General features: G+C 62.5%; 25 protein-coding genes and 1 tRNA gene. 13 read left to right on the top strand and 13 right to left on the bottom strand.

Features of this window, described 5'->3' with window-relative positions; all coding sequences use genetic code 11:
- Window position 1: 1 nt before the first annotated feature.
- Window positions 2-787, bottom strand: a complete 786-nt coding sequence (gene nth, locus ATN37_RS16825; protein WP_003943471.1) for an endonuclease III — start codon at window positions 785-787, stop codon at window positions 2-4.
- Window positions 788-867: 80 nt separating this feature from the next.
- On the opposite strand from nth, the gene ATN37_RS16820 reads away from it, so the two are divergent.
- The 6 genes from ATN37_RS16820 (at window position 868) to ATN37_RS16795 (ending at window position 5,601) form a co-directional block, all read left to right on the top strand.
- Complete coding sequence (locus ATN37_RS16820; protein ID WP_019746620.1) at window positions 868-1,140, top strand: hypothetical protein; 273 nt, start codon at window positions 868-870, stop codon at window positions 1,138-1,140.
- Between the two features lie 255 nt (window positions 1,141-1,395).
- Window positions 1,396-2,070, top strand: coding sequence for a Crp/Fnr family transcriptional regulator (locus ATN37_RS16815; protein WP_003943506.1), 675 nt, complete (start codon window positions 1,396-1,398; stop codon window positions 2,068-2,070).
- 129 nt (window positions 2,071-2,199) lie between these two features.
- A complete protein-coding gene (locus tag ATN37_RS16810) occupies window positions 2,200-2,670 on the top strand; it encodes a nuclear transport factor 2 family protein (protein ID WP_007732407.1) in 471 nt (156 codons plus the stop codon).
- A gap of 15 nt (window positions 2,671-2,685) precedes the next feature.
- A complete protein-coding gene (locus ATN37_RS16805) occupies window positions 2,686-3,246 on the top strand; it encodes a TetR/AcrR family transcriptional regulator (protein WP_003943459.1) in 561 nt (186 codons plus the stop codon).
- Window positions 3,247-3,331: 85 nt separating this feature from the next.
- Window positions 3,332-4,624, top strand: a complete 1,293-nt coding sequence (locus ATN37_RS16800) for a carboxylesterase family protein (RefSeq protein WP_063315189.1) — start codon at window positions 3,332-3,334, stop codon at window positions 4,622-4,624.
- Between the two features lie 50 nt (window positions 4,625-4,674).
- Window positions 4,675-5,601 carry a LysR substrate-binding domain-containing protein gene (locus ATN37_RS16795; protein WP_218695418.1) on the top strand — a complete coding sequence of 309 codons (927 nt, stop codon included), beginning with the start codon at window positions 4,675-4,677 and terminating at the stop codon, window positions 5,599-5,601.
- 58 nt (window positions 5,602-5,659) lie between these two features.
- On the opposite strand, the gene ATN37_RS16790 is transcribed toward ATN37_RS16795, so the two are convergent.
- The 9 genes from ATN37_RS16790 to ATN37_RS16750 all read right to left on the bottom strand — a co-directional run bounded on the left by ATN37_RS16790 (window position 5,660) and on the right by ATN37_RS16750 (window position 13,012).
- The gene (locus ATN37_RS16790; protein ID WP_003943460.1) at window positions 5,660-7,018 is read right to left on the bottom strand and encodes an MFS transporter; all 1,359 of its coding nucleotides are present in this window, start codon (window positions 7,016-7,018) and stop codon (window positions 5,660-5,662) included.
- Window positions 7,019-7,202: 184 nt separating this feature from the next.
- Complete coding sequence (locus tag ATN37_RS16785) at window positions 7,203-8,198, bottom strand: amidohydrolase family protein (RefSeq protein WP_218695417.1); 996 nt, start codon at window positions 8,196-8,198, stop codon at window positions 7,203-7,205.
- Between the two features lie 3 nt (window positions 8,199-8,201).
- Complete coding sequence (locus ATN37_RS16780) at window positions 8,202-8,723, bottom strand: 3-hydroxyanthranilate 3,4-dioxygenase (protein ID WP_003943511.1); 522 nt, start codon at window positions 8,721-8,723, stop codon at window positions 8,202-8,204.
- Window positions 8,720-9,172 carry a RidA family protein gene (locus ATN37_RS16775; RefSeq protein WP_218695416.1) on the bottom strand — a complete coding sequence of 151 codons (453 nt, stop codon included), beginning with the start codon at window positions 9,170-9,172 and terminating at the stop codon, window positions 8,720-8,722. The genes ATN37_RS16780 and ATN37_RS16775 overlap by 4 nt, the downstream gene beginning before the upstream one ends.
- Window positions 9,169-9,942, bottom strand: a complete 774-nt coding sequence (locus tag ATN37_RS16770; RefSeq protein WP_003943526.1) for a 2-keto-4-pentenoate hydratase — start codon at window positions 9,940-9,942, stop codon at window positions 9,169-9,171. Before ATN37_RS16770 ends, ATN37_RS16775 begins: the two co-directional genes overlap by 4 nt.
- A 42-nt stretch (window positions 9,943-9,984) precedes the next feature.
- The gene (locus ATN37_RS16765; protein WP_218695415.1) at window positions 9,985-11,460 is read right to left on the bottom strand and encodes a 2-hydroxymuconic semialdehyde dehydrogenase; all 1,476 of its coding nucleotides are present in this window, start codon (window positions 11,458-11,460) and stop codon (window positions 9,985-9,987) included.
- A 126-nt stretch (window positions 11,461-11,586) separates the two neighbouring features.
- Window positions 11,587-12,372: an MBL fold metallo-hydrolase gene (locus ATN37_RS16760; RefSeq protein ID WP_007732381.1), complete on the bottom strand. Its 786-nt coding sequence runs from the start codon at window positions 12,370-12,372 to the stop codon at window positions 11,587-11,589.
- A complete protein-coding gene (locus tag ATN37_RS16755; RefSeq protein WP_003943508.1) occupies window positions 12,372-12,842 on the bottom strand; it encodes a RidA family protein in 471 nt (156 codons plus the stop codon). The genes ATN37_RS16760 and ATN37_RS16755 overlap by 1 nt, the downstream gene beginning before the upstream one ends.
- A gap of 5 nt (window positions 12,843-12,847) precedes the next feature.
- Window positions 12,848-13,012, bottom strand: a complete 165-nt coding sequence (locus tag ATN37_RS16750) for a hypothetical protein (RefSeq protein ID WP_003943454.1) — start codon at window positions 13,010-13,012, stop codon at window positions 12,848-12,850.
- Window positions 13,013-13,065: 53 nt separating this feature from the next.
- Between ATN37_RS16750 and ATN37_RS16745 the strand changes: the two genes are divergently transcribed.
- Together ATN37_RS16745 and ATN37_RS16740 are read left to right on the top strand one after the other, a co-directional pair.
- Window positions 13,066-14,079, top strand: coding sequence for an ArsA-related P-loop ATPase (locus ATN37_RS16745; RefSeq protein ID WP_037130910.1), 1,014 nt, complete (start codon window positions 13,066-13,068; stop codon window positions 14,077-14,079).
- Window positions 14,079-15,257 (top strand): ArsA family ATPase, encoded by a 1,179-nt coding sequence (locus ATN37_RS16740; protein WP_007732380.1) that lies wholly within the window; start codon window positions 14,079-14,081, stop codon window positions 15,255-15,257. Before ATN37_RS16745 ends, ATN37_RS16740 begins: the two co-directional genes overlap by 1 nt.
- Window positions 15,258-15,275: 18 nt before the next feature.
- On the opposite strand, the gene ATN37_RS16735 is transcribed toward ATN37_RS16740, so the two are convergent.
- Window positions 15,276-15,599, bottom strand: coding sequence for a WhiB family transcriptional regulator (locus ATN37_RS16735; protein ID WP_007732375.1), 324 nt, complete (start codon window positions 15,597-15,599; stop codon window positions 15,276-15,278).
- Between the two features lie 291 nt (window positions 15,600-15,890).
- On the opposite strand from ATN37_RS16735, the gene ATN37_RS16730 reads away from it, so the two are divergent.
- The gene (locus ATN37_RS16730; protein ID WP_003943525.1) at window positions 15,891-18,260 is read left to right on the top strand and encodes a transglycosylase domain-containing protein; all 2,370 of its coding nucleotides are present in this window, start codon (window positions 15,891-15,893) and stop codon (window positions 18,258-18,260) included.
- 95 nt (window positions 18,261-18,355) lie between these two features.
- Here the strand turns inward: ATN37_RS16730 and ATN37_RS16725 are convergent, their stop codons facing one another.
- Window positions 18,356-18,832, bottom strand: coding sequence for a GatB/YqeY domain-containing protein (locus ATN37_RS16725; RefSeq protein WP_003943491.1), 477 nt, complete (start codon window positions 18,830-18,832; stop codon window positions 18,356-18,358).
- A gap of 132 nt (window positions 18,833-18,964) precedes the next feature.
- On the opposite strand from ATN37_RS16725, the gene ATN37_RS16720 reads away from it, so the two are divergent.
- The 4 genes from ATN37_RS16720 to ATN37_RS16705 all read left to right on the top strand — a co-directional run bounded on the left by ATN37_RS16720 (window position 18,965) and on the right by ATN37_RS16705 (window position 20,889).
- The gene (locus ATN37_RS16720; RefSeq protein ID WP_003943461.1) at window positions 18,965-19,933 is read left to right on the top strand and encodes a metallophosphoesterase; all 969 of its coding nucleotides are present in this window, start codon (window positions 18,965-18,967) and stop codon (window positions 19,931-19,933) included.
- Window positions 19,934-19,987: 54 nt separating this feature from the next.
- Window positions 19,988-20,061, top strand: a tRNA-Pro gene (locus ATN37_RS16715).
- A gap of 74 nt (window positions 20,062-20,135) precedes the next feature.
- Window positions 20,136-20,459: a hypothetical protein gene (locus ATN37_RS16710; protein ID WP_003943496.1), complete on the top strand. Its 324-nt coding sequence runs from the start codon at window positions 20,136-20,138 to the stop codon at window positions 20,457-20,459.
- A 76-nt stretch (window positions 20,460-20,535) separates the two neighbouring features.
- Complete coding sequence (locus ATN37_RS16705; RefSeq protein WP_064689103.1) at window positions 20,536-20,889, top strand: VOC family protein; 354 nt, start codon at window positions 20,536-20,538, stop codon at window positions 20,887-20,889.
- A gap of 1 nt (window position 20,890) precedes the next feature.
- Here ATN37_RS16705 and ATN37_RS16700 read toward each other — a convergent pair whose 3' ends face one another.
- Window positions 20,891-22,447, bottom strand: a complete 1,557-nt coding sequence (locus tag ATN37_RS16700) for an acyl-CoA synthetase (protein WP_007732369.1) — start codon at window positions 22,445-22,447, stop codon at window positions 20,891-20,893.
- Window positions 22,448-22,527 lie beyond the last annotated feature (80 nt).

Genomic DNA, 22,527 nt, shown 5'->3' with positions numbered 1-22,527 from the left:
ATCACAACCCTGCCAGGGCGAGCAGATGATCGGTCTCGGGGCCTTTCACCAGGGCCGCGGCCTCGGTTTTGTCGGTCGGGCCGAGACCGTACGACGGGCAGTCCTTGGCCAGAACACACACACCGCATGCGGGCTTGCGCGCGTGGCAGACCCGTCGGCCGTGAAAGATCACGCGATGCGAGAGCAGAGTCCATTCCTTACGTTCGATCAGTGCCCCGACGGCGTGTTCCACCTTGACGGCATCTTCTTCCTCGGTCCACTTCCACCGACGCACGAGCCGACCGAAGTGGGTGTCGACGGTGATTCCCGGAATGTCGAAGGCATTGCCCAGCACGACGTTCGCGGTCTTGCGTCCGATGCCTGGGAGTTTCACCAGATCTTCGAGCTTGTTCGGGACCTGCCCGTCGTGGCGTTCGAGTAGCGCCTGACCGAGTCCGATCAGCGACGTCGTCTTGTTCCGGTAGAAGCCGGTGGAGCGGATGTACTCCTCGAGTTCGGTCCGATCGGCTTCCGCGTATGCCTTTGCGTCGGGATAACGGGCGAAGAGTGCCGGCGTGACCATGTTGACGCGGACGTCGGTGCATTGCGCCGACAGGATTGTCGCCACTGCCAGTTCCAACGGAGTCGTGAAGTCGAGTTCGCAGTACACGTGTGGGAAAGCCACAGCGAGCTCACGATTCATCCGACGCGCCCGGCGTACCAATCCGAGGTGTGATTCTTCCTTCCGCGCACCCCCCGAACGCGGTTTCTTCCGCTGCTCTGAACTGCCTGTCGGGGTGGTCTGCACTCAGACAACTGTACGGATACGACATGAGTGGAGACTCCGTCGTGTCGATTCTGAGACCTTCGACGTGTTTACTTCCCCCTATGCAAGGACTCGCAGTAATTCTCTTTCCGCTACTGCTTATGCTCTTTGCCCTGGCGATGGAACGAGTCGAAGGGCGATTGCGTCGGCTCTCGGTCCAAGAGCATGAAGTAGAAGACTTCCTCGACCAGGCAAGTCACGACGACGTCGCCCGCCTGGCAAGCGATGGGTTTCCCCATGCGTTCGCCCGCTTCCACCGGAAGCGTAAGGGCCGTCAGTCGGAGGCTCCCGAGAGCGCCAGCCTGGGCGAAATCCGGACACAACGGGCAAGTTGACGGCCATACAAAGTAGTCACCGCAGCGGATTCCGGAAGAATTTTCGGCTCTTACGTGGCATCAATCACTCGTCGCGAGCTAACGGGACGTAGACTTCGATGCCGTACCTGTTGCATTGAACACAGATTGCATTGGACACAGTGTCTCACTCATGAGGGCTGAGCCTGTGTACGACGGTTTGTGCACAGCGAGGGTACAAAGATAGATAGCGCAAAAATGACACCACAAACGAACAAATCCCAACAAGGAGCGCACGTGGACGACGTCCTGGCAAGAGCCGGCATCTTCCAAGGAGTCGAGCCCTCAGCGGTAGCGGCGCTGACAAAGCAGCTGCAGCCCGTCGACTTCCCCCGTGGACATGTCATCTTCAACGAAGGTGAACCCGGTGACCGCCTGTACATCATCGTGTCCGGCAAGGTGAAGATCGGTCGACGCTCACCCGACGGTCGCGAGAATCTGCTGACGATCATGGGCCCGTCCGACATGTTCGGCGAACTGTCCATCTTCGACCCCGGCCCCCGCACCTCGACGGCTACGACCGTCACCGAGGTTCGCGCCGTGAGCATGGACCGCGACGCTCTCAAGGCATGGATCCAGCAGCGCCCCGAGATCGCCGAGCAGCTTCTGCGCGTTCTCGCCCGCCGTCTGCGTCGTACCAACAACACCCTGGCCGACCTGATCTTCACGGACGTTCCCGGCCGTGTCGCCAAGGCGCTCCTGCAGCTCGCGCAGCGCTTCGGCACTCAGGAAGGTGGCGCCCTGCGCGTCACTCACGACCTCACGCAGGAAGAGATCGCCCAGCTCGTCGGCGCTTCCCGCGAGACCGTCAACAAGGCGCTCGCCGATTTCGCACACCGCGGATGGCTTCGCCTCGAAGGCAAGAGCGTCCTGATCTCGGATTCCGAGCGCCTCGCTCGTCGCGCGCGCTAGCTCTTCCTGTTCGACTCTTTCGGCCGCTCCCGCTTCTGTGGGGGCGGCCGAAGTCGTTCACTGGACTCTTGTTGTACCTATCGGTAAAGTCTGTACCGATAGGTACATATCTGATCGAGAGGCCCCGCAATGACCGTCCGAGCACCGATTCCGCCCTTCACTCACGAAACTGCCGTCCAGAAGGTCCGCCTCGCCGAGGACGGATGGAACTCCCGCGACCCGCACAAGGTGTCACTGGCCTACACGCCGGACAGTTGGTGGCGTAATCGGTCGACGTTCGTGACCGGCCGATCCGAGATCGTCGAACTTCTGACCGAGAAGTGGACCCGCGAACTGGACTACCGGTTGATCAAAGAGTTGTGGGCACACAGCGACGACCGCATCGCAGTGCGATTCGCGTACGAGTGGCACGATCACGACGGGCAGTGGTTCCGCTCCTACGGCAACGAGAACTGGGAATTCGACGCCGACGGACTCATGCACCACCGTCATGCCAGCATCAACGACGTTCCCATCGAGGAGTCCGAGCGAAAGTTCTTCTGGGATCCGACCGGACCACGCCCGCACGATCATCCGGGCCTGAGCGAGTTGGGTCTGTGATGAAAGGATGAATCCATGGCCAGACAGGTAGCTGAACGCTCGGACACGATTCCCGCTCTCGCGAACGTGTTTCGAACCTACGGGTTCGACGGAGCAAGCCTGGCCGTCATCACCGAACACACCGGTTTGGGCAAAGGCAGTCTCTACAACTTCTTTCCGCGCGGGAAGGAAGAGATGGCCGAGGCGGTGCTCGACGAGGTCGACGGATGGTTTCGCAGCGAAGTCTTCGAACCTCTTCGAGCAGAATCGGTTCCACCGAGGCAGCGCATCCAGAGTATGTTCGCTACCGCGGGCGACTACTTTCGGTCAGGGCAACGCATTTGCCTGTTCGGCGCATTTGCACTCGGTGAAGAGCGAAACCGCTTCGGCGCCAGGGTGCGAACATACTTCGACGAATGGACAGCGGCTCTCGAGGCGGCACTCGTCGGTGCCGAAGATTCCATCGGACTCGCCGAAGAAGCCGTGGCCGGGATCCAAGGGGCGATCGTGATGTCCCGGGCCCTGGACGACGGTTCCGTATACAGCCGAGTGACGACGCGACTCGAAGATCGACTGGTACAGGCACTCACGCCGTAACGCATACCGCACGACCACAAAGGCATTTGTGCCGCGGCATCCACCTGGCATGCTCGAAAAAGCATGCACAAGAAGAAAGGAACCCATGCCCTCGTTCGAGACGGTGATCGCATCCACCCCTTCGGGGAAGGTCCGCGGCCGAAAGCGTGACGGTTCCTACTACTTCGGTGCGATCCCCTACGCCAGCGCACCGCGCTTCGAGAAGCCGCGACCGGTGGAACCGTTCTCCGACGTCTTCGACGCCACAGCGCTTGGAACGGTCTTCCCCCAACCACCTTCACGACTCGAACGCATCATGGGGCCACCGCTCCCCGAACCGGGGCACAGCGAGGACAGCTTCACCGTCACCGTCACAACCCCGTCGCTGACCGGTCATCGCCCGGTGATGGTGTGGCTTCACGGTGGCGGGTACTCCAGTGGCGGCGGCTCACTCCCCTGGTACGACGGCGGCGCTTTGTCAGCCGAGGGCGACGTCGTCGTGGTGTCGGTCAACTATCGCGTCGGCGTGCTCGGATACCTCCTCCTCGACGGCGTCAGCGAAGGCAATCTCGGGGTACACGATCAGATCGCGGCGCTCGAGTGGGTGCGCGAGAACATCGAGGCATTCGGCGGCGACCCAGACTCGGTCACCGTATTCGGGCAGTCGGCCGGCGCCCATTCCATTGTGAATCTGTTGAGCAGTAACAACTCTCGAACCCTGTTCCATCGAGCAATTCTGCAGAGCACCCCACGGCCGGACCTCAACTTCACGCAGGCTGCCGCGATCGAGAACGGGGAGACGTTTGCCCGACTGCTCGACGGAGATCCTCGGACCGCACCGCTCTCCCACATTCTCGACGCATTCCGCGGCACGGCTGTCGAGTTCAGCCGGCGGTCCCCCAATGTCGTGCAACCGCCCTTCGCGCCGATCTCCGAACTGGAACCGGTGATCCGAACTTTCGAAACAGCGCCTGACGTCATCGTGGGATACACCCGAGAGGAGGGATCTGCTTTCGTGCGCGACGTAGCGGGAGTACCCGATCCCGAACACGTCGCCGAAAAGGCACTGACACAGAACATGTTTGCCGAACCGGCAATGGAGCTGGCCGAGACCTTCACAGCGGCCGGCGCGTCGGTGTACACGTACCGCTTCGACTGGGCACCGACGGACGACGTCTTCGGAGCAACTCACTGCATAGAACTACCCTTCGTGTTGGGAACCGAGCAGTCCTGGCAGGGCTCACCGATGCTGGGCAGCAGCGACTGGCAGAGCATCGACGCACTGGGCCGTCGGATACGCCGGCACTGGACGTCGTTTGCGCACACGGGAAGTCCGGACAGCAGCGAAACCTGGGAGAAGTACACCTCGTCCCAATCGATCGGAATCACCTTCTCCTGAGCAACTTCGGGCGCCTACCCACCCGGAGAAATCCCGTCTAGGATTGCTCCATGGACATGCCCAAGCTCCTCGACGGGCGACTCAAACTCCGCCATCTCCTGCTCGTCGACGCATTGAGCCGTCAGGGCAGTGTGGTCGGCGCCGCTGCCGCACTTCACATCACGCAACCTGTCGCGACTCGGAGTCTGCACGACATCGAGTCCATTCTCGGCGTCTCGCTCTTCGACCGCGGCCCTCGCGGCATCACCCCGACCATTTTCGGCGAGGCCTTCACAACTCATGCACGGGCCGTGATCGCGCAGCTGACCGAAGCCGGGCGACACGTCGTCGAACTTGCCGACGCCAATCGCGGAACCGTCATCGTGGGAACACATCTCGCCGGATCCAACGTGCTGCTTCCCGGCGCTATCGCGCGCCTGAAGGTTCACCACCCGTTGCTCACCGTCGTCGTGCGCGAAGGTACGCCAGAGCAGTTGCTCACCGATCTGGAAGCGGGCCGAATCGACCTGATCGTCGGCCGGCTCACCTCACCTACCGATGACACCGCGACAAGACGGAACCTCTACGCCGAATCCGTCGAACTCGTCACCCGCGTAGATCACCCGCTCGCTCACCGCGAGGACGTCCAACTCGAAGAACTACGCGGCTTCCCCTGGATCCTTCCCGGGGTCGAGACAGTGCTCCGCCGCGAACTCGAGGAGTTCTTCGCCCGCAACGGCTTGCCGTTGCCCGAAAATCGGGTCGAGGCAACCTCTTTCCTCACCGTGCGTCAGCTACTGGCCGAGACCGACATGATCGCGGTACTACCGAGCCTCATCCCCCGCGACGACGCGCGCTTGACCACCCTGTCCATCACACTCGATCCGATCGGGCACAGCGTCGGCATCACCTCGTCGGCGACTCGCACGTCGAGTCCGTCCGCGCAGGCCCTGATCGCGACGCTGGAGTCCTTTGCAACTGAGCTCATGCGACCATGAAACGCCGATCGGCCCGTTCCCTCCAGAGGGAACGGGCCGATGTCGGATCGACCAGGACTCAGGCGTTTTCGGAGACGCGAATCTCCTCGTGCTCCAAGCCCCGCGACGAATCGGGGACAATCTTGAACAGGGCGATGGCGCCGACCAGGCTGATCGTGCACACCCCGGCGAGATACCAGGTCACACCGACCGAAGATCCGGTGGCGTCGAGCAGAGCCGTGGCGATCATCGGTGCCAGTCCACCGCCGAGAATCGCACCGCTCTGGAGGATCAGAGACGAGCCGGAATAGCGGACCTTGGCCGGGAAAGTGTCGGCGATGATGCTGCCCTGGACACAATGTGTGACCGGAACGATCAGGCCCATGCCCAGGAACGCGATGACGGCGACCATTTTGTTCTCGGTGTTGAGGAGCGGGAAGAACACGATGCACCACAACAGGATTGCAGCTGATCCGCCGATGAACATGTGCCGACGCCCGTACTTGTCGGCGATCTTTGTCCAGAACGGGATGGAAAGGAACCACAGGACTGCTGCCGCGGTCACGCTGAGCACCAGGAATTGCTTGTCGTAGCCCAGATGTTGAGTTCCGTACGACAGGGTGAACACCATGAAGGCGTACGCCACGGCGGAGTTCGCCAAGCACGCGGCAAGCGTGAGAGACAAACGGGGGAAGCCGACCTTGAGCGACTCACGCAGCGGGAAGCGGACTATTTCGCCCTTCTCCATGATCCCGGCGAAAGACGGCGACTCGGTGACGCGCAGGCGAATCACCAGACCGATCGCCACCAGAACGAAGCTGAGCAGGAACGGGATTCGCCAACCCCACGAAGCGAATGCCGAGTCCGACATCACGGCGTTGGTCGTCAGGAAGATGCCGTTGGCGAGAACCAGTCCGGCGGGTGTGCCCATCTGCGGGAAACCTGCATAGAGATTCTTCTGCCCCGCCGGCGCGTGCTCCATCGACATGAGTGTCGCGCCGGCGCCTTCACCGCCCAGACCGATGCCCTGAACGACGCGCATTGCCACCAGGAGGACGGGCGCCCAGAAACCGATGGAGTCGTAGTTCGGGATGAGGCCGATGAGTGTGGACCCGACGCCCATCATCACCAATGAGACCACGAGCGTGGCCTTGCGCCCGATCCGGTCACCGAAGTGCCCGAACACGAGTCCACCCACCGGCCGTGCAATGAACCCGACGGCGAAGGTGCTGAAGGCAGCCAGCGTGCCGGCCGTGGGGCTCAGGCTCGGGAAGAATTGTTTGTTGAAGATCAACGCGGCGGCTGTGCCGTAGAGGAAGAAGTCGTACCATTCGAGAGTTGTGCCGGCCAGGGTTGCCATGGCAACTCGGCTACGGGCCGCTTTCTCCGGCAACGGCTTTCCGTCGCTCGTAGTGCTGTTGGATATCTTGTCTGACATCGCGGAACCTATCGATTGGATGGGGCAGGCGGACGATGAAGTCTGTAGTCACCGACCCCGTCTTCGGGATTGTCGGTATCACGAGCGTCGTCGATCGTTGTGTTTGGAATTGTGCTCGCTCGAGACATGACTCACAAATGCCGAATTCACCGTCCGCCATACCGGAAAAGGTATAGCCGGGGTCTCAGACGAGACCCAGGAAACGTTCGGCATTCCCCCGCGAAATCAGTTGGCGCGCAGTATCGTCCAAGAACTCACTCTTGCGAACCACCTCACCGACCGGACGCTCCCCCAAGGGGTACGGGTAATCACTACCCACCATCACACGGTCCACCCCCACCGTGTCCATCAACAGTCGCAGCGCACGCTCGTCGAAGACGACGGAATCCACGTAGAACCTTCCCAGGTAGTGCGAAGGCGGGAACTGCGACGTACCGATGATGTCGTTGCGGCCGTGCCAGGCGTTTTCCATCCGGCCCAACCAGAACGCGAAAGATCCACCACCGTGCGCAAATCCGATCTTGAGACGATCGTCGATCTTGTCGAACACCCCACCGAGAATCAGTGCGAGTATCGACAGGTGCGTTTCGGCCGGCATCGCAGTGAGCCACTGCGCCATCCAGCGATCGAGGCGCGGAGAGTTGGCCATGTCCCACGGGTGCACGAATACCGGCACGTCCAGCGACGCGCAGTGCTGCAGGAACGTCACCACGCCCTCGCTGTCGAGGTCCAGATCGCCGACATGATTGCCGATCTCGACACCGCGGTGCCCGTTCGCGATGCACCGCTCCAACTCACGGCACGCTGCGTCGGTGTCTTGCAGAGGCACCTGGCAGAACGGAATCAACCGATCCTTCGCCGGCTCCACGATCTCGAGTGCGAGGTCGTTGAAGATCCGTGCAATGCGACTTGCCTGCTCACCGCTCCGGCCGTAGTTGAAGAACGCCGGAGTAGGTGAGACGACCTGCGTCTGCACGCCGTCGGCATCCATGTCCCGAAGCCGCACCTCGGCGTCCCAGGCATCGGATTGGATGCGACGGAACTCCTTGGTGCCCATCATGATCATTGCTTCGGTTTCCGACTCGACCTTCAGCCACGGCGCTTGCGGCCCCGCGTCTTCGGTCAGATCCGGCCACCCGTTGGGCACGTAGTGGGTGTGGATGTCGATCAGGTTGCTCATAGCTCAGCCCTTGCCGGGATGGAGCGTGCCGCACTTGTCACACGTGCGGGCTTCTTCGCTCTCGTAGAACTTGACGAACACCGGCGGAAGGTCGGCCACGATGTCGCGCACCTGAAGTTCGACCTCGTGAATCTTGTGATCGCATTCGAGGCAGTACCACTGGAACTTCTCGAGCGTGCCTTCCTTGCGGACGCGTTCGATGACCAGGCCGATCGAGCCCGCGGTGGGACGCTGCGGCGAATGCGGAATGTCTCCTGGCAGCAACCAAGTTTCACCCTCGCGAATGTCGACGCGCTGAGGACCGTCTTCGGTCATGACATTGACGTGGATGTCGCCTTCGAGCTGGTAGAACCACTCCTCGTACGGATCGAGGTGGTAGTCGGTCCGCTGGTTGGGGCCGCCGACGACCTGCACGATGAAGTCGTCTCCGAGCGCCATCGTCTGATTGTTGACTGGCGGCTGCAGGAGGTGGCGGTTGTCGTCGATCCACTTCTTGAAGTCGATGACGGGAGGAATCGTGGTCATGATGCATTCTCCGTATCTTCGGACGCCGTGCGTCGGGAGGCGGGCACGTACGCCACGCCGGAAATTTCGATGAGCAGGTGAGGGTGGGGCAGCTGGTGAACAGCCACAGTCGTTCTCGTCGGACCGTTTTCGTCGAACAGTTCGGCATACACCTCGTTGTATCCGCCGAAGTCGTTCATCGACACCAGGTAGGAGGTGACCTGAACCAGATCACTCAGTTCTCCACCCACTTCGGCGAGAATCGCCGCGATGTTCTCGATGACGGCACGCGTCTGCGCCCGAATGTCGAGCGCCGTGGTTCCCATCTCGTCGACCGCGACGCCGACAAACGTGTTGTCGGGCCGACGCGAACTAGTCCCGGAGACATAGACGAAATCGCCGACCACCTTGACGTGGGGGAACTTTCCGCGCGGCTTCGCCAGCCTCTCGATGACCTGCGCCCCACTCATCGCTTCACACCTTTCACCGTGACGGTTCCGAGTCCGTCGATCGTGCACTGTGCGACGCCCTCGTCGAGTCGCACAGCTGCTGTGGCGGCACCGGCCAGAATTACCTGCCCGGCGCGCAACGGGATTCGGCGTCGACGAGCGATGTCGAGCAGTGCATGCAGAGCTCGCACCGGATCGCCGAGAATGGCCGACGTGGAACCGACTACCGTCTCGCCGCCGACTTCCATACGTACGGAACGGTCTTCGACGTTCTGTAGCGGCAGCCACCTCCCGATCACGTACCCGGCAGCGCTGGTGTTGTCAGCGACGACGTCGGTGTAGGTGAAGCGGAAGTCGCGGTACCGCGAGTCGATGATCTCCATAGCGGGAGCCAGTGCGTCGACGCAGGTTTCGATGTCGACGTTCGGATCGTCGAGATCGACGTCCTTCGACAGGCGGTATGCCACTTCGGGTTCGATCTTGGGATGAATGAACGTCCTCAGGTCGACTTCGCCGCCGTTGCTCACGCACATCGCGTCGGTCAACTGACCGACGATCACTTCGGAGACACCCATCTGCGCCATCTTCGCTTTGCTCGTGAAGCCGAGCTTGATGCCCACAATCGATTCACCACGGCTGGTGCGCCGTTCGAGGAGTTCGTTCTGGATCCGGTAGGCCTGGTCGATGTCGATGGTGTGTTCGTCGGCGAGGCTCGGCGTGTCGGTGCGCGTCTGCGCAGCGTCGTCGAGGCGACGCGCGAGCGCGGATACGGTGTCTTCGGGGGCTGTCATCACGCCTCGCTCATTTCTGGAAATCTTTTGCGGTTTCGATGTTCACAGTTGCACACATACATTCGTCGGTTCGGTGTAGAAGTGCAGCGAGGACTCGCCGCCCTCACGTCCGATGCCGGACAGGCCCATGCCGCCGAAGGGAGATCGCAGTTCGCGGGTGAACCACGTGTTGACCCAGGAGATTCCGACGTTCATCTTCTGCGCGACGCGGTGCCCGCGGCGCAGGTCGTTGGTCCACACGGAGGCAGCAAGGCCGTACTCGGTGTCGTTTGCGAGGGCGATCGCTTCGGCTTCGGTCTCGAACGGAATGAGTGCTGCGACGGGTCCGAAGATCTCCTCGCGCACGGCGCGATCCTTGTTGGTCAAGCCTGTCCACAGGGTGGGTTCGATCCAGGATCCGCCCGACAGTTCCTGTCCGAGGTCCGGAATACCGCCGCCGGTCAGCACTTTCGCGCCTTCCTGCTCGGCGATCTCGAAGTAGTCGAGTACCTTCTTCCGGTGTGCCTGCGAAATGAGCGGTCCGGTCGTCGTTGCATCGAGCGTCGGGTCGCCCAGACGCAATCCTGCTGCCCGCTCGACGAGTCCACCGGCGATGTTTTCGAAAATGCTGCGGTGCACGTACACCCGCTCGGTGCACAGGCAGACCTGGCCGGTATTGGTGAACACCGATTTGGTCAGGCCCGTCAGGGCTTCGTCGATGTCGACGTCGTCGAAGACGATCGCGGCGTTCTTGCCGCCGAGCTCGAACGAGACCGGACGGACTCGCGGCGCAACGGTTTTCATGACATGCGAACCCGTTGCCGAAGATCCGGTGAAGGTGACCCCGTCGATACCGGGGTGCGTGGTGAGGAACTCGCCGGCCGAGTTCGCACCGAATCCATGGACAACGTTGTAGACGCCGGCAGGCAGGCCGACCTCTTCGAGCACCTCGGCCAGCAACGACGCAGTCGCCGGGGTCTCCTCGGAAGGTTTGACCACCACGGAGTTTCCGCACGCGAGCGCGGGCGCAACCTTCCAGGTCAGGAGAAGCAGCGGCAGGTTCCACGGAACGATCACGGCGACGACGCCGAGCGGCTTGCGGATCGCGTAGTTCAGCGCCTGCTTGCCGCCCGCGAGATCCGTGACAAACGATTCCAGTCCCGCCGCGGCGACGATGTCGGCGAAGGTGCGGAAGTTCGTCAGGGCGCGCGCGACGTCGAGTTCGCGTGCCTGCGTGATCGGCTTGCCGGTGTCCGCCATCTCTGCGGCGACGAACTCTTCGAATCGCTCCTCGATCCGGTCGGCGGCGCGTCGCAGCAGAGCCGTCCGCTCTCGAACCGGCGTATCGGCCCAACCGTTGTCCAGAGCACGTCTGGCAGAGGTCACGGCCCGATCGACCAGGGCCTTGTCGGCCTCGTGGACCCGGGCGAGAACACGGCCCGTTGCTGGGTCGACCTGATCGAAGCTCGACGACTCGTCGGGTTCGACATAGGAGCCGTCCACGTAATTGCGGATCCATCCGTCGCATTGTGAGGTCATGGACTAACTATTGGCCCGTGACCCATATCAAACAAATGCAAAAACTGCCGCCAGCTATACCTCGATCGGCATAGATGGCGGCAGTTCGGCTACACAACTCAGCTCTTCGTGTCGGCGCCGAGCGCCTCAGCGGCGCAGATACGCCAACTGCACGTTGACGGATTTCTCCGCCACCGGCCACAGCTTCGGGTCGACGTCGGAGTAGACGTGCTCGACTACGTCGCGCACCGAGGCCGACTCCCCCAACGTCGACAGAGCGGCCCGCACCTGATCCAGACGCTCCTCGCGGTGGGCGAGGTACTGCTGCGAAATCGCCTGCAGATCGGGTAGGTCCGGACCGTGCCCGGGAAGAACCGTCAGTCCTTCGCCGAGTGCGGCCAGCGATCGCAGCGAGGTGAGGTAATCCCCCAGATCGCCGTCGGAGTCGTCGAGAACTGCCGTGCCGCGGCCGAGAATGGTGTCGCCCGTCAGCACGCTCGCATCGTTCTCGATGACTATCGACACCGAATCCGCGGTATGGCCCGGCGTCGCGAGGATCCGCAACTTCAGGCCCGCTACCTCGATCACTTCACCGTCGACAAGCGCCGAAGCGCCCCCGCGAAGAAAAGTTGGGTCGACGGAACGCACTGGAGCCGAAGTCAATTCGTGGAAACGGTCCACCCCGCCGGTGTGGTCGTAGTGCCGGTGCGTGATCAAGGTCAGCGCTACCGGACCGATACCAGCGACACGTTGCAGGTGTTCCTCGTCGTTGTCGCCTGGATCGACGACAACACACTCGACGCTGCCCGGAGCGTGCAAAATCCAAGTGTTCGTACCGTCCAGCGTCATCATGCCCGGGTTGTTCTCGAGCAAGACCGAAGCGATGTCGGTGACGCGGCGAAGCTGCGCGTAGGCGGGATGGACAGTCGACATCAGCGAACTTCGACGATCAGTTCCACCTCGACCGGAGAGCCGAGGGGAAGTTCTGCCACGCCGACTGCCGAACGGGCGTGGATACCGGCGTCGCCGAGCACCTCACCGAGGAACTCGGATGCGCCGTTGATCACGCCGGGCTGACCGGTGAATCCTTCGGCGGATGCCACGAAGCCGACAACCTTGACGACACGGACGACGTTGTCGATGCCGACCAGGGCGTCGATGGCAGCGAGAGCGTTGAGCGCGCAGGTGCGAGCCGCGGCCTTGGCGTCCTCATCCGACACGCCCGCGCCGAGCTTGCCGGTCAGCGCCAGTTTTCCGTCGACGAACGGGAGCTGACCCGACGTGTACACGTGGTTGCCGCTGCGAACCGCGGGAACGTAAGCAGCGACGGGTGCCGCGACGGCGGGAAGTGCAATGCCCAGTTCGGCGAGACGCTCCGACCAGGTCTGTGTTGCCTCTGCCATGTGATTCAGCCCTTCGGACGCTTCATGTACGCGACGTGCTGCTCGCCCGACGCGCTCGGCAGGACGGCGACGAGTTCCCAGCCGTCGACACCCCAGTTGTCGAGAATTGCCTTCGGATTGTGGACCAGCAACGGAGTCACGGTGTATTCCCAGGAAGTTATTTCGCTCATGCGGTGAGCCTATCCCGCGTACATCTTCGGCCCCAGACTTATAGGCTCGCGGTGTGGTTGCATCCCAAGATGAGCTGAGCAGGACCTGGCCCGAGTCTGCGACGAAGGCCCGCCTGCACTTTGTGTCAGGTAAAGGCGGAACCGGTAAGTCCACGGTTGCCGCCGCGTTGGCGCTCGCGTTGGCCGAAGGCGGCAAGCGCGTTCTCCTCGTGGAGGTCGAGGGCCGCCAGGGAATCGCGCAGCTCTTCGACGTACCACCGCTTCCACCGCAGGAGACCAAGGTCGCGGCCGCCGAAGGTGGCGGTGAAGTGATGGCTCTGGCCGTCGACATCGAGACCGCGTTCCTCGAATACCTCGAAATGTTCTACAACCTCGGCTTCGCCGGCCGGGCGATGCGTAAGTTCGGCGCCATCGAATTCGCCACCACAATCGCTCCAGGCCTTCGCGACGTTCTGCTCACCGGCAAGATCAAGGAGTGCGTCATCCGCACCGATCGAACCGGCAAACGCGTGTACGACGCCGTTGTCGTCGATGCTCCCCCGACCGGGCGGATCGGCAGCTTCCTCGACGTCACCAAGGCGATGGCCGACCTCGCCAAGGGCGGCCCGGTGCATTCTCAGAGTGAAGGCGTCGTTCGGCTGCTGCACTCGCCGGAGACCGTCGTACATCTTGTTGCGCTTCTCGAAGCGCTGCCCGTTCAGGAAACCGCCGACGCCGCCGCAGAACTGGCGCGTGACGACCTCAACCTCGGTGCCATCATCGTCAACCGCGCCAGCCCGAGGTTCTTGCCCGAAGACCAACTCTCCGGTGCTGCAGCCGGCAACATCGATGCAGCTTCGATCCGGTCGACGCTCTCCGATGTCGGCATCGATCTGTCCGACGACGACTTCGCCGGCCTGCTCACCGAGACGATCGAGCACGCGTCGGTGCTCGAAGCTCAAGAATCCAGTGCGGAGAAGCTCCGCGAGATCGACGGCGCGCGGGTGCAACTTCCCGCACTCGCCGACGGCGTCGATCTCGGTGGGCTCTACGAGCTGGCCGAATACCTCACGGAACAGGGCGTGTGATGACCGAGACCACCGAGAACGTGACGGTCGGCAGTTCCAGGACCGGCCGACGCGCAGCTCCTGCCCTCGATATTTCGGCGATCATCAAGGACCCGACGGCCCGGATCGTGGTGTGTTGCGGCGCAGGTGGCGTCGGCAAGACCACGACGGCTGCGTCGCTGGCGTTGCGGGCAGCCGAAGAGGGCCGACGCGTAGTCGTCCTCACCATCGATCCGGCCCGTCGCCTCGCACAGGCCTTGGGTGTGGCCGAACTCGACAACACTCCGCAGCCGGTGAAGCTGGGTCCCGAGGCTACGGGCGAACTCCACGCGATGATGCTGAACATGCGTCGGACTTTCGACGAGATGGTCATCGAGCATTCGAGCCCTGAGAAGGCCGAGCAGATCCTGGCGAATCCCTTTTACCAAACCGTTGCCACATCGTTCTCCGGAACGCAGGAGTACATGGCGATGGAGAAGTTGGGGCAGCTGGCGTCGAACGACGCGTGGGATCTGGTGATCGTCGATACCCCGCCGTCGCGCAATGCGCTCGACTTCCTCGACGCTCCACAGAGGCTCGGAACATTCCTCGACGGACGGATGATTCGGCTGCTCTCGGCACCCGGCCGTGGCCTGACCAGGCTCGTGGCCGGCGCGATGGGATTGGCCCTGAAGGGTGTCTCGACCATCGTGGGAAGCCAAATGCTTTCGGATGCATCGGCATTCGTGCAGTCGCTCGACTCGATGTTCGGCGGTTTCCGTGAACGCGCCACGAAGACCTACGAGTTGCTGCGTCAGCCGGGGACTCATTTCCTGGTGATCGCAGCGGCCGAGCCCGACGCTCTCCGTGAGGCGGCGTTCTTCGTCGATCGCCTTGCGGGTGACTCGATGCCGTTGGCCGGTCTGGTTCTCAACCGCACTCACCCGACGTTGACGGCTCTGCCTGCCGATCATGCGGTGACCGCCGCCGACAAACTGGAAGCGAAGGAAAATGCGACCGAGGCCGAGGCCCTCACCGCAGCCGTTCTCCGCATCCATGCCCATCGGGCAGTGATCGCGAAGCGAGAAATCGCCTTGCTGAGTCGATTCACCGCAGCTCACCCGAGGGTGCCGCTGATCGGTGTTCCGTCGCTACCGTTCGAGGTCTCGGACCTCGAGGCGCTGCGCGCGGTGGGAGATCAGCTCACTCGTAAGGGCTGATCCCCCGATCGACCTGGATCAGACTGCTGAGTGATGCTGGCGCTGGTCTTCGAAGAACTCGGACCAGGAGTCGACGTCGGGGTGCTGCTTGAGCAGTGCACGGCGCTGACGTTCGGTCATTCCGCCCCACACACCGAACTCGACACGGTTGTCGAGAGCATCTGCTCCGCACTGCATGAGGACCGGGCAGTGACGGCAGATGGTGGCTGCCTTGCGCTGTGCGGCGCCACGAACAAAAAGTTGGTCGGGATCGACCTCGCGGCATCGCGCCTGAGTTACCCAGGCAATTCGTGCCTCGGCCTGCTCGATGTCCAAACGGCTACTCGGGGTGGCTGTGTACATTCTGGGTCCCCTCTACAAAGTCTGACCGTCGCCATGAGGCGAGCAGCGCACCATCTCAGCCGTCTCGCGGTAGCACGTGAAAGCTGAGACACATTCGTGATCGAGTGTTACGTCGATCACACTGATCACAATTTAGGTAAAGAACGCCCCTAACGCAAGACGGTCGGGAGCATTTTTTGGTACGGCAGTACAAAGCGCGTGTTCAGGAGGTTTTGAACACCCGCAAAACACTGAAACCGGTTCCAATGGGTGGGCACACGTACTCTGTAGATCGTGTCGATTGCAAAAACAGTGGCGAAGCTCGCCGGAAGCTCCGCATTGGCGGGTGTCCTGGTCGCAGGGGTGATGTTCCCGGTGGCCGGCGGATTCGGATTCGCGTCCAATCGCGCTGCCGATACCGTCGACAACGTCTCGGCCGAACTGGTCGAAGGCACGGTCCCCGCGGTGTCCACCATGGTCGATGCGGCAGGCAATCCCATTGCCTGGCTGTACGACCAACGACGCTTCGAAGTCCCGAGCGAGAAGATCTCCAACAACATGAAGTTGGCGATCGTCTCCATCGAGGACCGCCGGTTCCCCGACCACAAGGGCGTCGACTGGCAGGGAACGCTGCGCGCCTTCCTCACCAACACGACGACCGGTGAAGTGCAGCAGGGCGCGTCGACACTCGATCAGCAGTATGTGAAGAACTACCAACTGTTGGTCGTGGCCAAGACGGATGCCGAGCGCCGCGCTGCCATCGAGACCACCCCGGCCCGAAAGATCCGCGAGATCCGGATGGCGCTGACGCTGGACAAGGAGCTCACGAAAGACGAGATCCTCACCCGGTACCTCAACCTCGTACCTTTCGGCAACGGATCCTTCGGCATTCAGGACGCGGCTCAGACCTACTTCGGCGTCGACGCCGCAGATCTGACCGTTCCGCAGTCCGCGATGCTGGCCGGCATGGTTCAGTCCAGCTCCGCGCTGAACCCGTACACGAACGTCGAGGGCGTGACCGAGCGTCGTAACACCGTGCTCGACACCATGATCACGAACATTCCGGATCGTGCCGACGAGTTCCGTGCAGCCAAGGAAGAGCCCCTCGGCGTCCTCGAAACCCCCAACAACTTGCCGCGCGGCTGCATCGCTGCAGGCGATCGCGGATTCTTCTGTGATTACGCACTGAAGTACCTCTCGGATGCCGGAATCACCCGCGACCAGATCAACGAGGGTGGTTACCTCATCAAGACCACTCTCGATCCGCAGGTCCAGGCGTCCACCAAGGCCGGACTGAACGCGAACGCGAGCGCCAACCTCGACGGCATCGCGAACGTGATGAACGTGATCAGGCCGGGCCAGGATTCACACAAGGTCATCGCGATGGCCAGCAGTCGCACGTACGGACTCAATGCCGACGCCGACGAAACCGTCCAGGCGCAGCCGTACTCCCTTGCCGGTGACGGTGCGGGTTCCGTCTTCAAGATCTTCACGACCGCTGCGGCGATGGAGAAGGGCCTCGGCATCAACGCGACCCTCGACGTGCCCAAGCGCTTCGAAGCCAAGGGCATGGGTAGCGGTGGTGCGGCAGGCTGCCCGGTCTCGACGTACTGCGTGGAGAACGCCGGCAACTATCCGCCGACGCTGTCCGTGACCGACGCCCTGGCACAGTCCCCAAACACCGCTTTCGTCAAGCTCATCGAGGCGACCGGCGTCACGCCGACCGTCGACATGGCTGTCCGTCTCGGCATGCGCTCGTACGCCGATCCCAACACCTCGGGCTTCGACGAGCGCAGCATGGCCGACTTCCAGAAGGAACAGAACCTCGGTTCGTTCACCCTCGGCCCCACCTGGATCAACCCGCTCGAACTCTCCAACGTCGCGGCCACTCTCGCCTCGCACGGCAAGTGGTGCCCGCCGAGTCCCATCGATTCGGTCTTCGACCGCTACGGCAAGCCCGTGGCCGTCACCGAGCAGGGCTGTGAGCAGGTCGTCGAGCCCGGCTTGGCAGACACACTCGCCAACGCCATGAGCCGTGACGACGTCGGCGCCGGTACGTCTGCCGGTGCCGCGAGCAGCGCCGGATGGAGCCTGCCGATGTCGGGCAAGACGGGTACCACCGAGACCCACAAGTCCTCGGCGTTCCTCGGTTTCACCAACAACCTCGCTGCGGCCGTCTACATCTTCGGCGACTCCCCGACACCCGGCGAGATCTGCTCGAGCCCGCTACGCCCCTGCTACAGCGGCAACCTGTACGGCGGTACCGAACCGGCGAGATCCTGGTTCGCGGCAATGAACCCGGTCGCCAACAACTTCGGGCCCACCTCGCTGCCCCCGATCGACGAGAAGTACGCACGGGGATCACAGAACGGCCAGGTTCCCGAGGTTGTCGGCCTGAGCCAGTCGGCGGCGACGTCGAGGTTGCAGGCGTCCGGCTTCACGGTCAATTCCGTGACCACGGCATCCGGAGCACGGGCGGGAACGGTCACCGGAGTTTCGCCGTCCGGGTCCGCGATCCCGGGTTCGACCGTCACGATCTACATCAGTGACGGGTCCGTAAGGGCTCCGGCAGCACCCGCATCCCCGGCAGCTCCAGCAGCTCCGGCACCGGGCGCGACTCCCCCGGATGCGACTCCGCCGGGAGGCGAACCCGCACCGCCTGCGGGGACCCCACCGAACTGACGGCCCTGAAAACTGACGGCCCTGAAAACAAGAACGGCCGCGATCTCCGAGTGACTCGGAGTTCGCGGCCGTTTTCGGTTTCCGGTGGCGCGCTTCTACAGGCGGGACTTCACTGCTGCAGAGATACGTGCGCCATCGGCCTTGCCCTTGGCCAGCGCGCTGGCGGCCTTGATGACCTGGCCCATCTGACGCATACCCGGACGCTCACCGAGCTCCTCGGACACCTGAGCGAGGGCGGTGTCGACGACGTCGACGAGTTCGGCGTCGGTCAACGGCGTCGGCAGGTACTCGTCGATGATCTGAGCTTCGGCGCGCTCTTTCGCGGCAAGTTCACCGCGGCCGTTCTCGGTGTAGATCTCGGCCGATTCGCCGCGCTTCTTCGATTCCTTTGCAAGGACTTTGATGATTTCTTCGTCGGTGAGGACCCGTGCTTCCTTACCGGCAACCTCTTCGGTCTGGATGGCTGCCATGAGCATCCGAAGGGTGGCTGTACGTAGCGGATCCTTCGCCTTCATGGATGCAACCATGTCGGTTCGGAGGGTGGCTTTGAGCGATGGTGTCGTGTCGGACATGGTGGAAACGCTACGCGCTCGGCGTTTCGAGCGTGCCGATAGTTACCTCCGCCCGGACACAATTCTCTGTGGAATAGCTGTAAAAGGCAGCGAGAGCGACGCAGAAGAACGCCACACCCGTATCCTTGAGAGGTGTCTTCCCAGTTCCGCACCAATCTGACCCGCACCGCACTTGGTGCCGCGGGCGCCGCTGCACTAGGGATCGGGTACGCATCCGGCATCGAACGCAATGCATTTGCACTGCGTGAGGTGACGATGCCAGTCCTGGCGCCCGGTTCGTCGTCGCTGCGGGTCCTCCATCTCAGCGACCTGCACATGATGCCGAACCAACGGTTGAAACAGAATTGGTTGCGTGAACTCGAAGGCCTCGACCCCGACCTCGTGGTCAACACCGGCGACAACTTGTCGCATCAGCGCAGCGTCCCGGCAGTGGTCCAGGCGCTCGGCGATCTGTTGGCTCGGCCGGGTCTGTTCGTCTTCGGCAGCAACGACTACTTCGCTCCGAAACCGAAGAATCCACTGAGCTACATCTTCAACAAGGACAAGCGCATCACCGGCGATCCCCTCCCCTGGGGCGATCTGCGGGCCGCGTTCACCGAACGTGGATGGCTGGACATGACCCACGTGCGCCGCGAACTCGAAGTGGCCGGTATTCGCATTGCTGCCGCCGGCGTCGATGATCCGCATCTGAAGCGCGATCGCTACGACACCGTCGCCGGAACACCCAATCCCGTCGCCCAGCTCAAGCTCGGCCTGACGCACTCACCCGAACCTCGAGTTCTCGACCGGTTCGCCGACGACGGCTACGACCTGGTGCTCGCCGGCCACACGCACGGTGGTCAGCTGTGCCTTCCGTTCTACGGCGCGCTGGTCACCAACTGCCAGATCGACCGATCCCGGGTCAAGGGACCGTCGAAGTGGGGCGCACACACCCAGCTGCACGTCTCAGCAGGCATCGGCACTTCGCCGTGGGCTCCGGCACGCTTCTGCTGCCGCCCCGAGGCAACTCTGCTGACTTTGGTTCCGGCGACCAGGCGCGAACCGGAGCATGTCTCCGCACACAGTTCCGCAGAGTCTCCAGCGTCGGTTCTACGCAACTGACCTGCGGATTTAATGTCAGTCGACTCGGTAATGTAAGCTAACCGAGGTTCGACACGGGGTGTGGCGCAGCTTGGTAGCGCGCTTCGTTCGGGACGAAGAGGTCGTGGGTTCAAATCCCGCCACCCCGACAGTGAAGAACAGAAATCGAGGCCCTTCCGCTTACGCGGGAGGGCCTCGATTTCGTTGACGATAAGGTGAAGCCGTGGCATCCGAACCAGACTTCGCGCACAACGACATGGCGAGCCGTAGCCGACGTGAGAAAGCTGTCGGTCTTGCCAAGTTCGCCTGGGATCGCGATATCAGTAGTGCAGAGTTGCTCGACATGCCCGACGATCGGCTGCGCAAGCTTGCGCGGGCGGCGGGCGCCAATCCGCCGAGCACGCGGGAGACCTGGACGATCGCAGCCGGACTGCTCGACGAGAAAGCCGTGTGGGCAGCAGCCAACCCAGACCGTCCCGAAGCTCGGCGTGAGCATCCGGACGAGAAGATCATGTGGGTGAAGAAGCCGATCGAGCCCTGGCTGTGACAGCCGAATTCAGCGCAGGTGTGACAGCCGAATTGAGTGCAGCTGTGACAGCCGAATTCAGCGGAGCTGTGAAGCGGTGATCGGGCAGGTCGATGAAGTAGTTGTGGATTGCTCCGCACCAGCCCAGTTGGCGACCTTCTGGGCCGGAATCCTCGGTGGGCAGCCGGTGGAGCGGAGCGCGGAGTGGGCGTTTGTCGACCCTCCAGGATGGACTCGCCTCGCCTTCCAACGTGTACCGGAATCCAAGCTGACGAAGAATCGTCTACACATCGACGTCAGTGTGGATGACGTCGTCGCTGCGACCGAAGCTGCCGAGCGCCTCGGCGCAACTCGGGTCGGTACTGTCCAGCAGGACCCGGCCGGCACCGTTCAGGTGCTGCTGGATCCCGAGGGAAACGAGTGGTGCGTCGTCCGAAGTGCCGGAAGGTGATTTACGCTCCCGCTACGGTTTCGCGAGCCCAACGGTAGTCGGCCTTACCGCTGGGCGAGCGGAGGATGGTTGGTACGAGCACGATCGAGCGGGGGATCTTGTACCCGGCGACGTGGGTGCGGCAATGCTCCGACAATGATTCCGTCGCAACATCTTCGAATCCCGGTCGAACCTGCACCACCGCGGCGACCTTCTCACCGAATCGAGTGTCGGGCGCACCCGCCACCAAAGCGTCGAAAACTGCCGGGTGAGTTTTGAGTGCCTGCTCCACTTCTTCGGGGTAGACCTTCTCGCCGCCGGAGTTGATGCACATCGAACCGCGCCCGAGCAGCACGATGGTTCCGTCGGCTTCCATCGTGCCCATGTCCCCGAGTACCGCCAGACGAACCCCGTCGACGACGGGAAAAGTTGCAGCAGTCTTGGCCGGGTCGCCGAAGTAGGCAACAGGAACATGGCCGGCCCGGGCGATGAAACCGACTGTGTCCGAGCCTGGTTCGATGCGACGGAATTCGTCGTCCACAAGAATCATGTTGGGGTTGGATCGAATTCGCTTGGAACCGTCCTCACCGAATTCGACGACGCCGTCGTTGCCGGATTCCGAAGCACCGAATGCATCCTTGATCACCAACCCCGGTAGTCGGGTTGTCAGTTCTGCCTTCAGGTTCGGGGAGAACAACGCGCCACCCGACCCGATCAGTTGGAGAGTCGAAAGGTCGTAGCGCCCTTCGCTTGCGGTGATGGCGTCGGCGATCGGCCGAGCAATTGCGTCGCCGACGACGGTGATTCCGGTGATCTTCTCGGCCTCGACCAGTCGCAACACTTCCATCGGATCGAAGCTGCGGGTCAGCACTCGGGGCGCTCCCATGAGGAATGCCGTGAGCAGTGAATAGATTGCGGCTCCATGCATGAGCGGCGGGATGAGTAGCAGCACAGTTGGATTGGTGTTCGCTACAGCTGCATCCACAACCTCTTCGAGGCTACGACGCGGCGGCCCGCTGAGGTTCGCTCCGGACAGGGCGGCAAAGAAGAAGTCCTCGTGCCGCCACACCACACCCTTGGGCATTCCGGTTGTACCGCCGGTGTAGATGATGAAATGGTCGTCGTTGCTGCGAGGGCCGAAGTCGCGGGTATCAGTCTGCGCGGCAAGGGCGTTCTCGTAGTCTTCGCCGACGATCAGCACGTGGGTGATCTCCGGACACTGCGGAACCACGGCCAATGCCGTCGGCGCGAATTCCTCTTCGACCAGCAGTGCCACCATTTGAGAGTTGGTGTAGATGTACAGGAGTTCTGCATCGGTATAGCGGAAGTTGACGTTGATCGGTACCGCTCTGATCTTCAAGCAAGCCAGGAGCGCTTCGACGTACTCGACGCAGTTACGCATGTGAATACCGACGTGCTGCCCAGGCTCGACGCCCACCGACTGCAGGTGATGAGCGAGTCGGTTCGATCGCAGTTCGAGTTCGGCGTAGCTCAATCGCACGTCTTCCAGAATCAAGGGAACTCGATCGGGGATCGCATCGGCAACGGCCTCGAACAGATCGGCAATGTTCAGGGTCATCGAAATCCTCACTACACGCGTCTTCGCTTACCAGTACAGGTCTTTCGCGAAGCTAACACGTTGGTCGCACCCTGTAGTCC

It is taken from the genome of Rhodococcus sp. MH15 (genome assembly GCF_019266045.1).
GTDB classification, from domain to species: domain Bacteria; phylum Actinomycetota; class Actinomycetes; order Mycobacteriales; family Mycobacteriaceae; genus Rhodococcus_F; species Rhodococcus_F qingshengii.
Note: the sequence above shows the minus strand (reverse complement) of the source record. Positions and strands in the feature narration are given on the sequence as shown.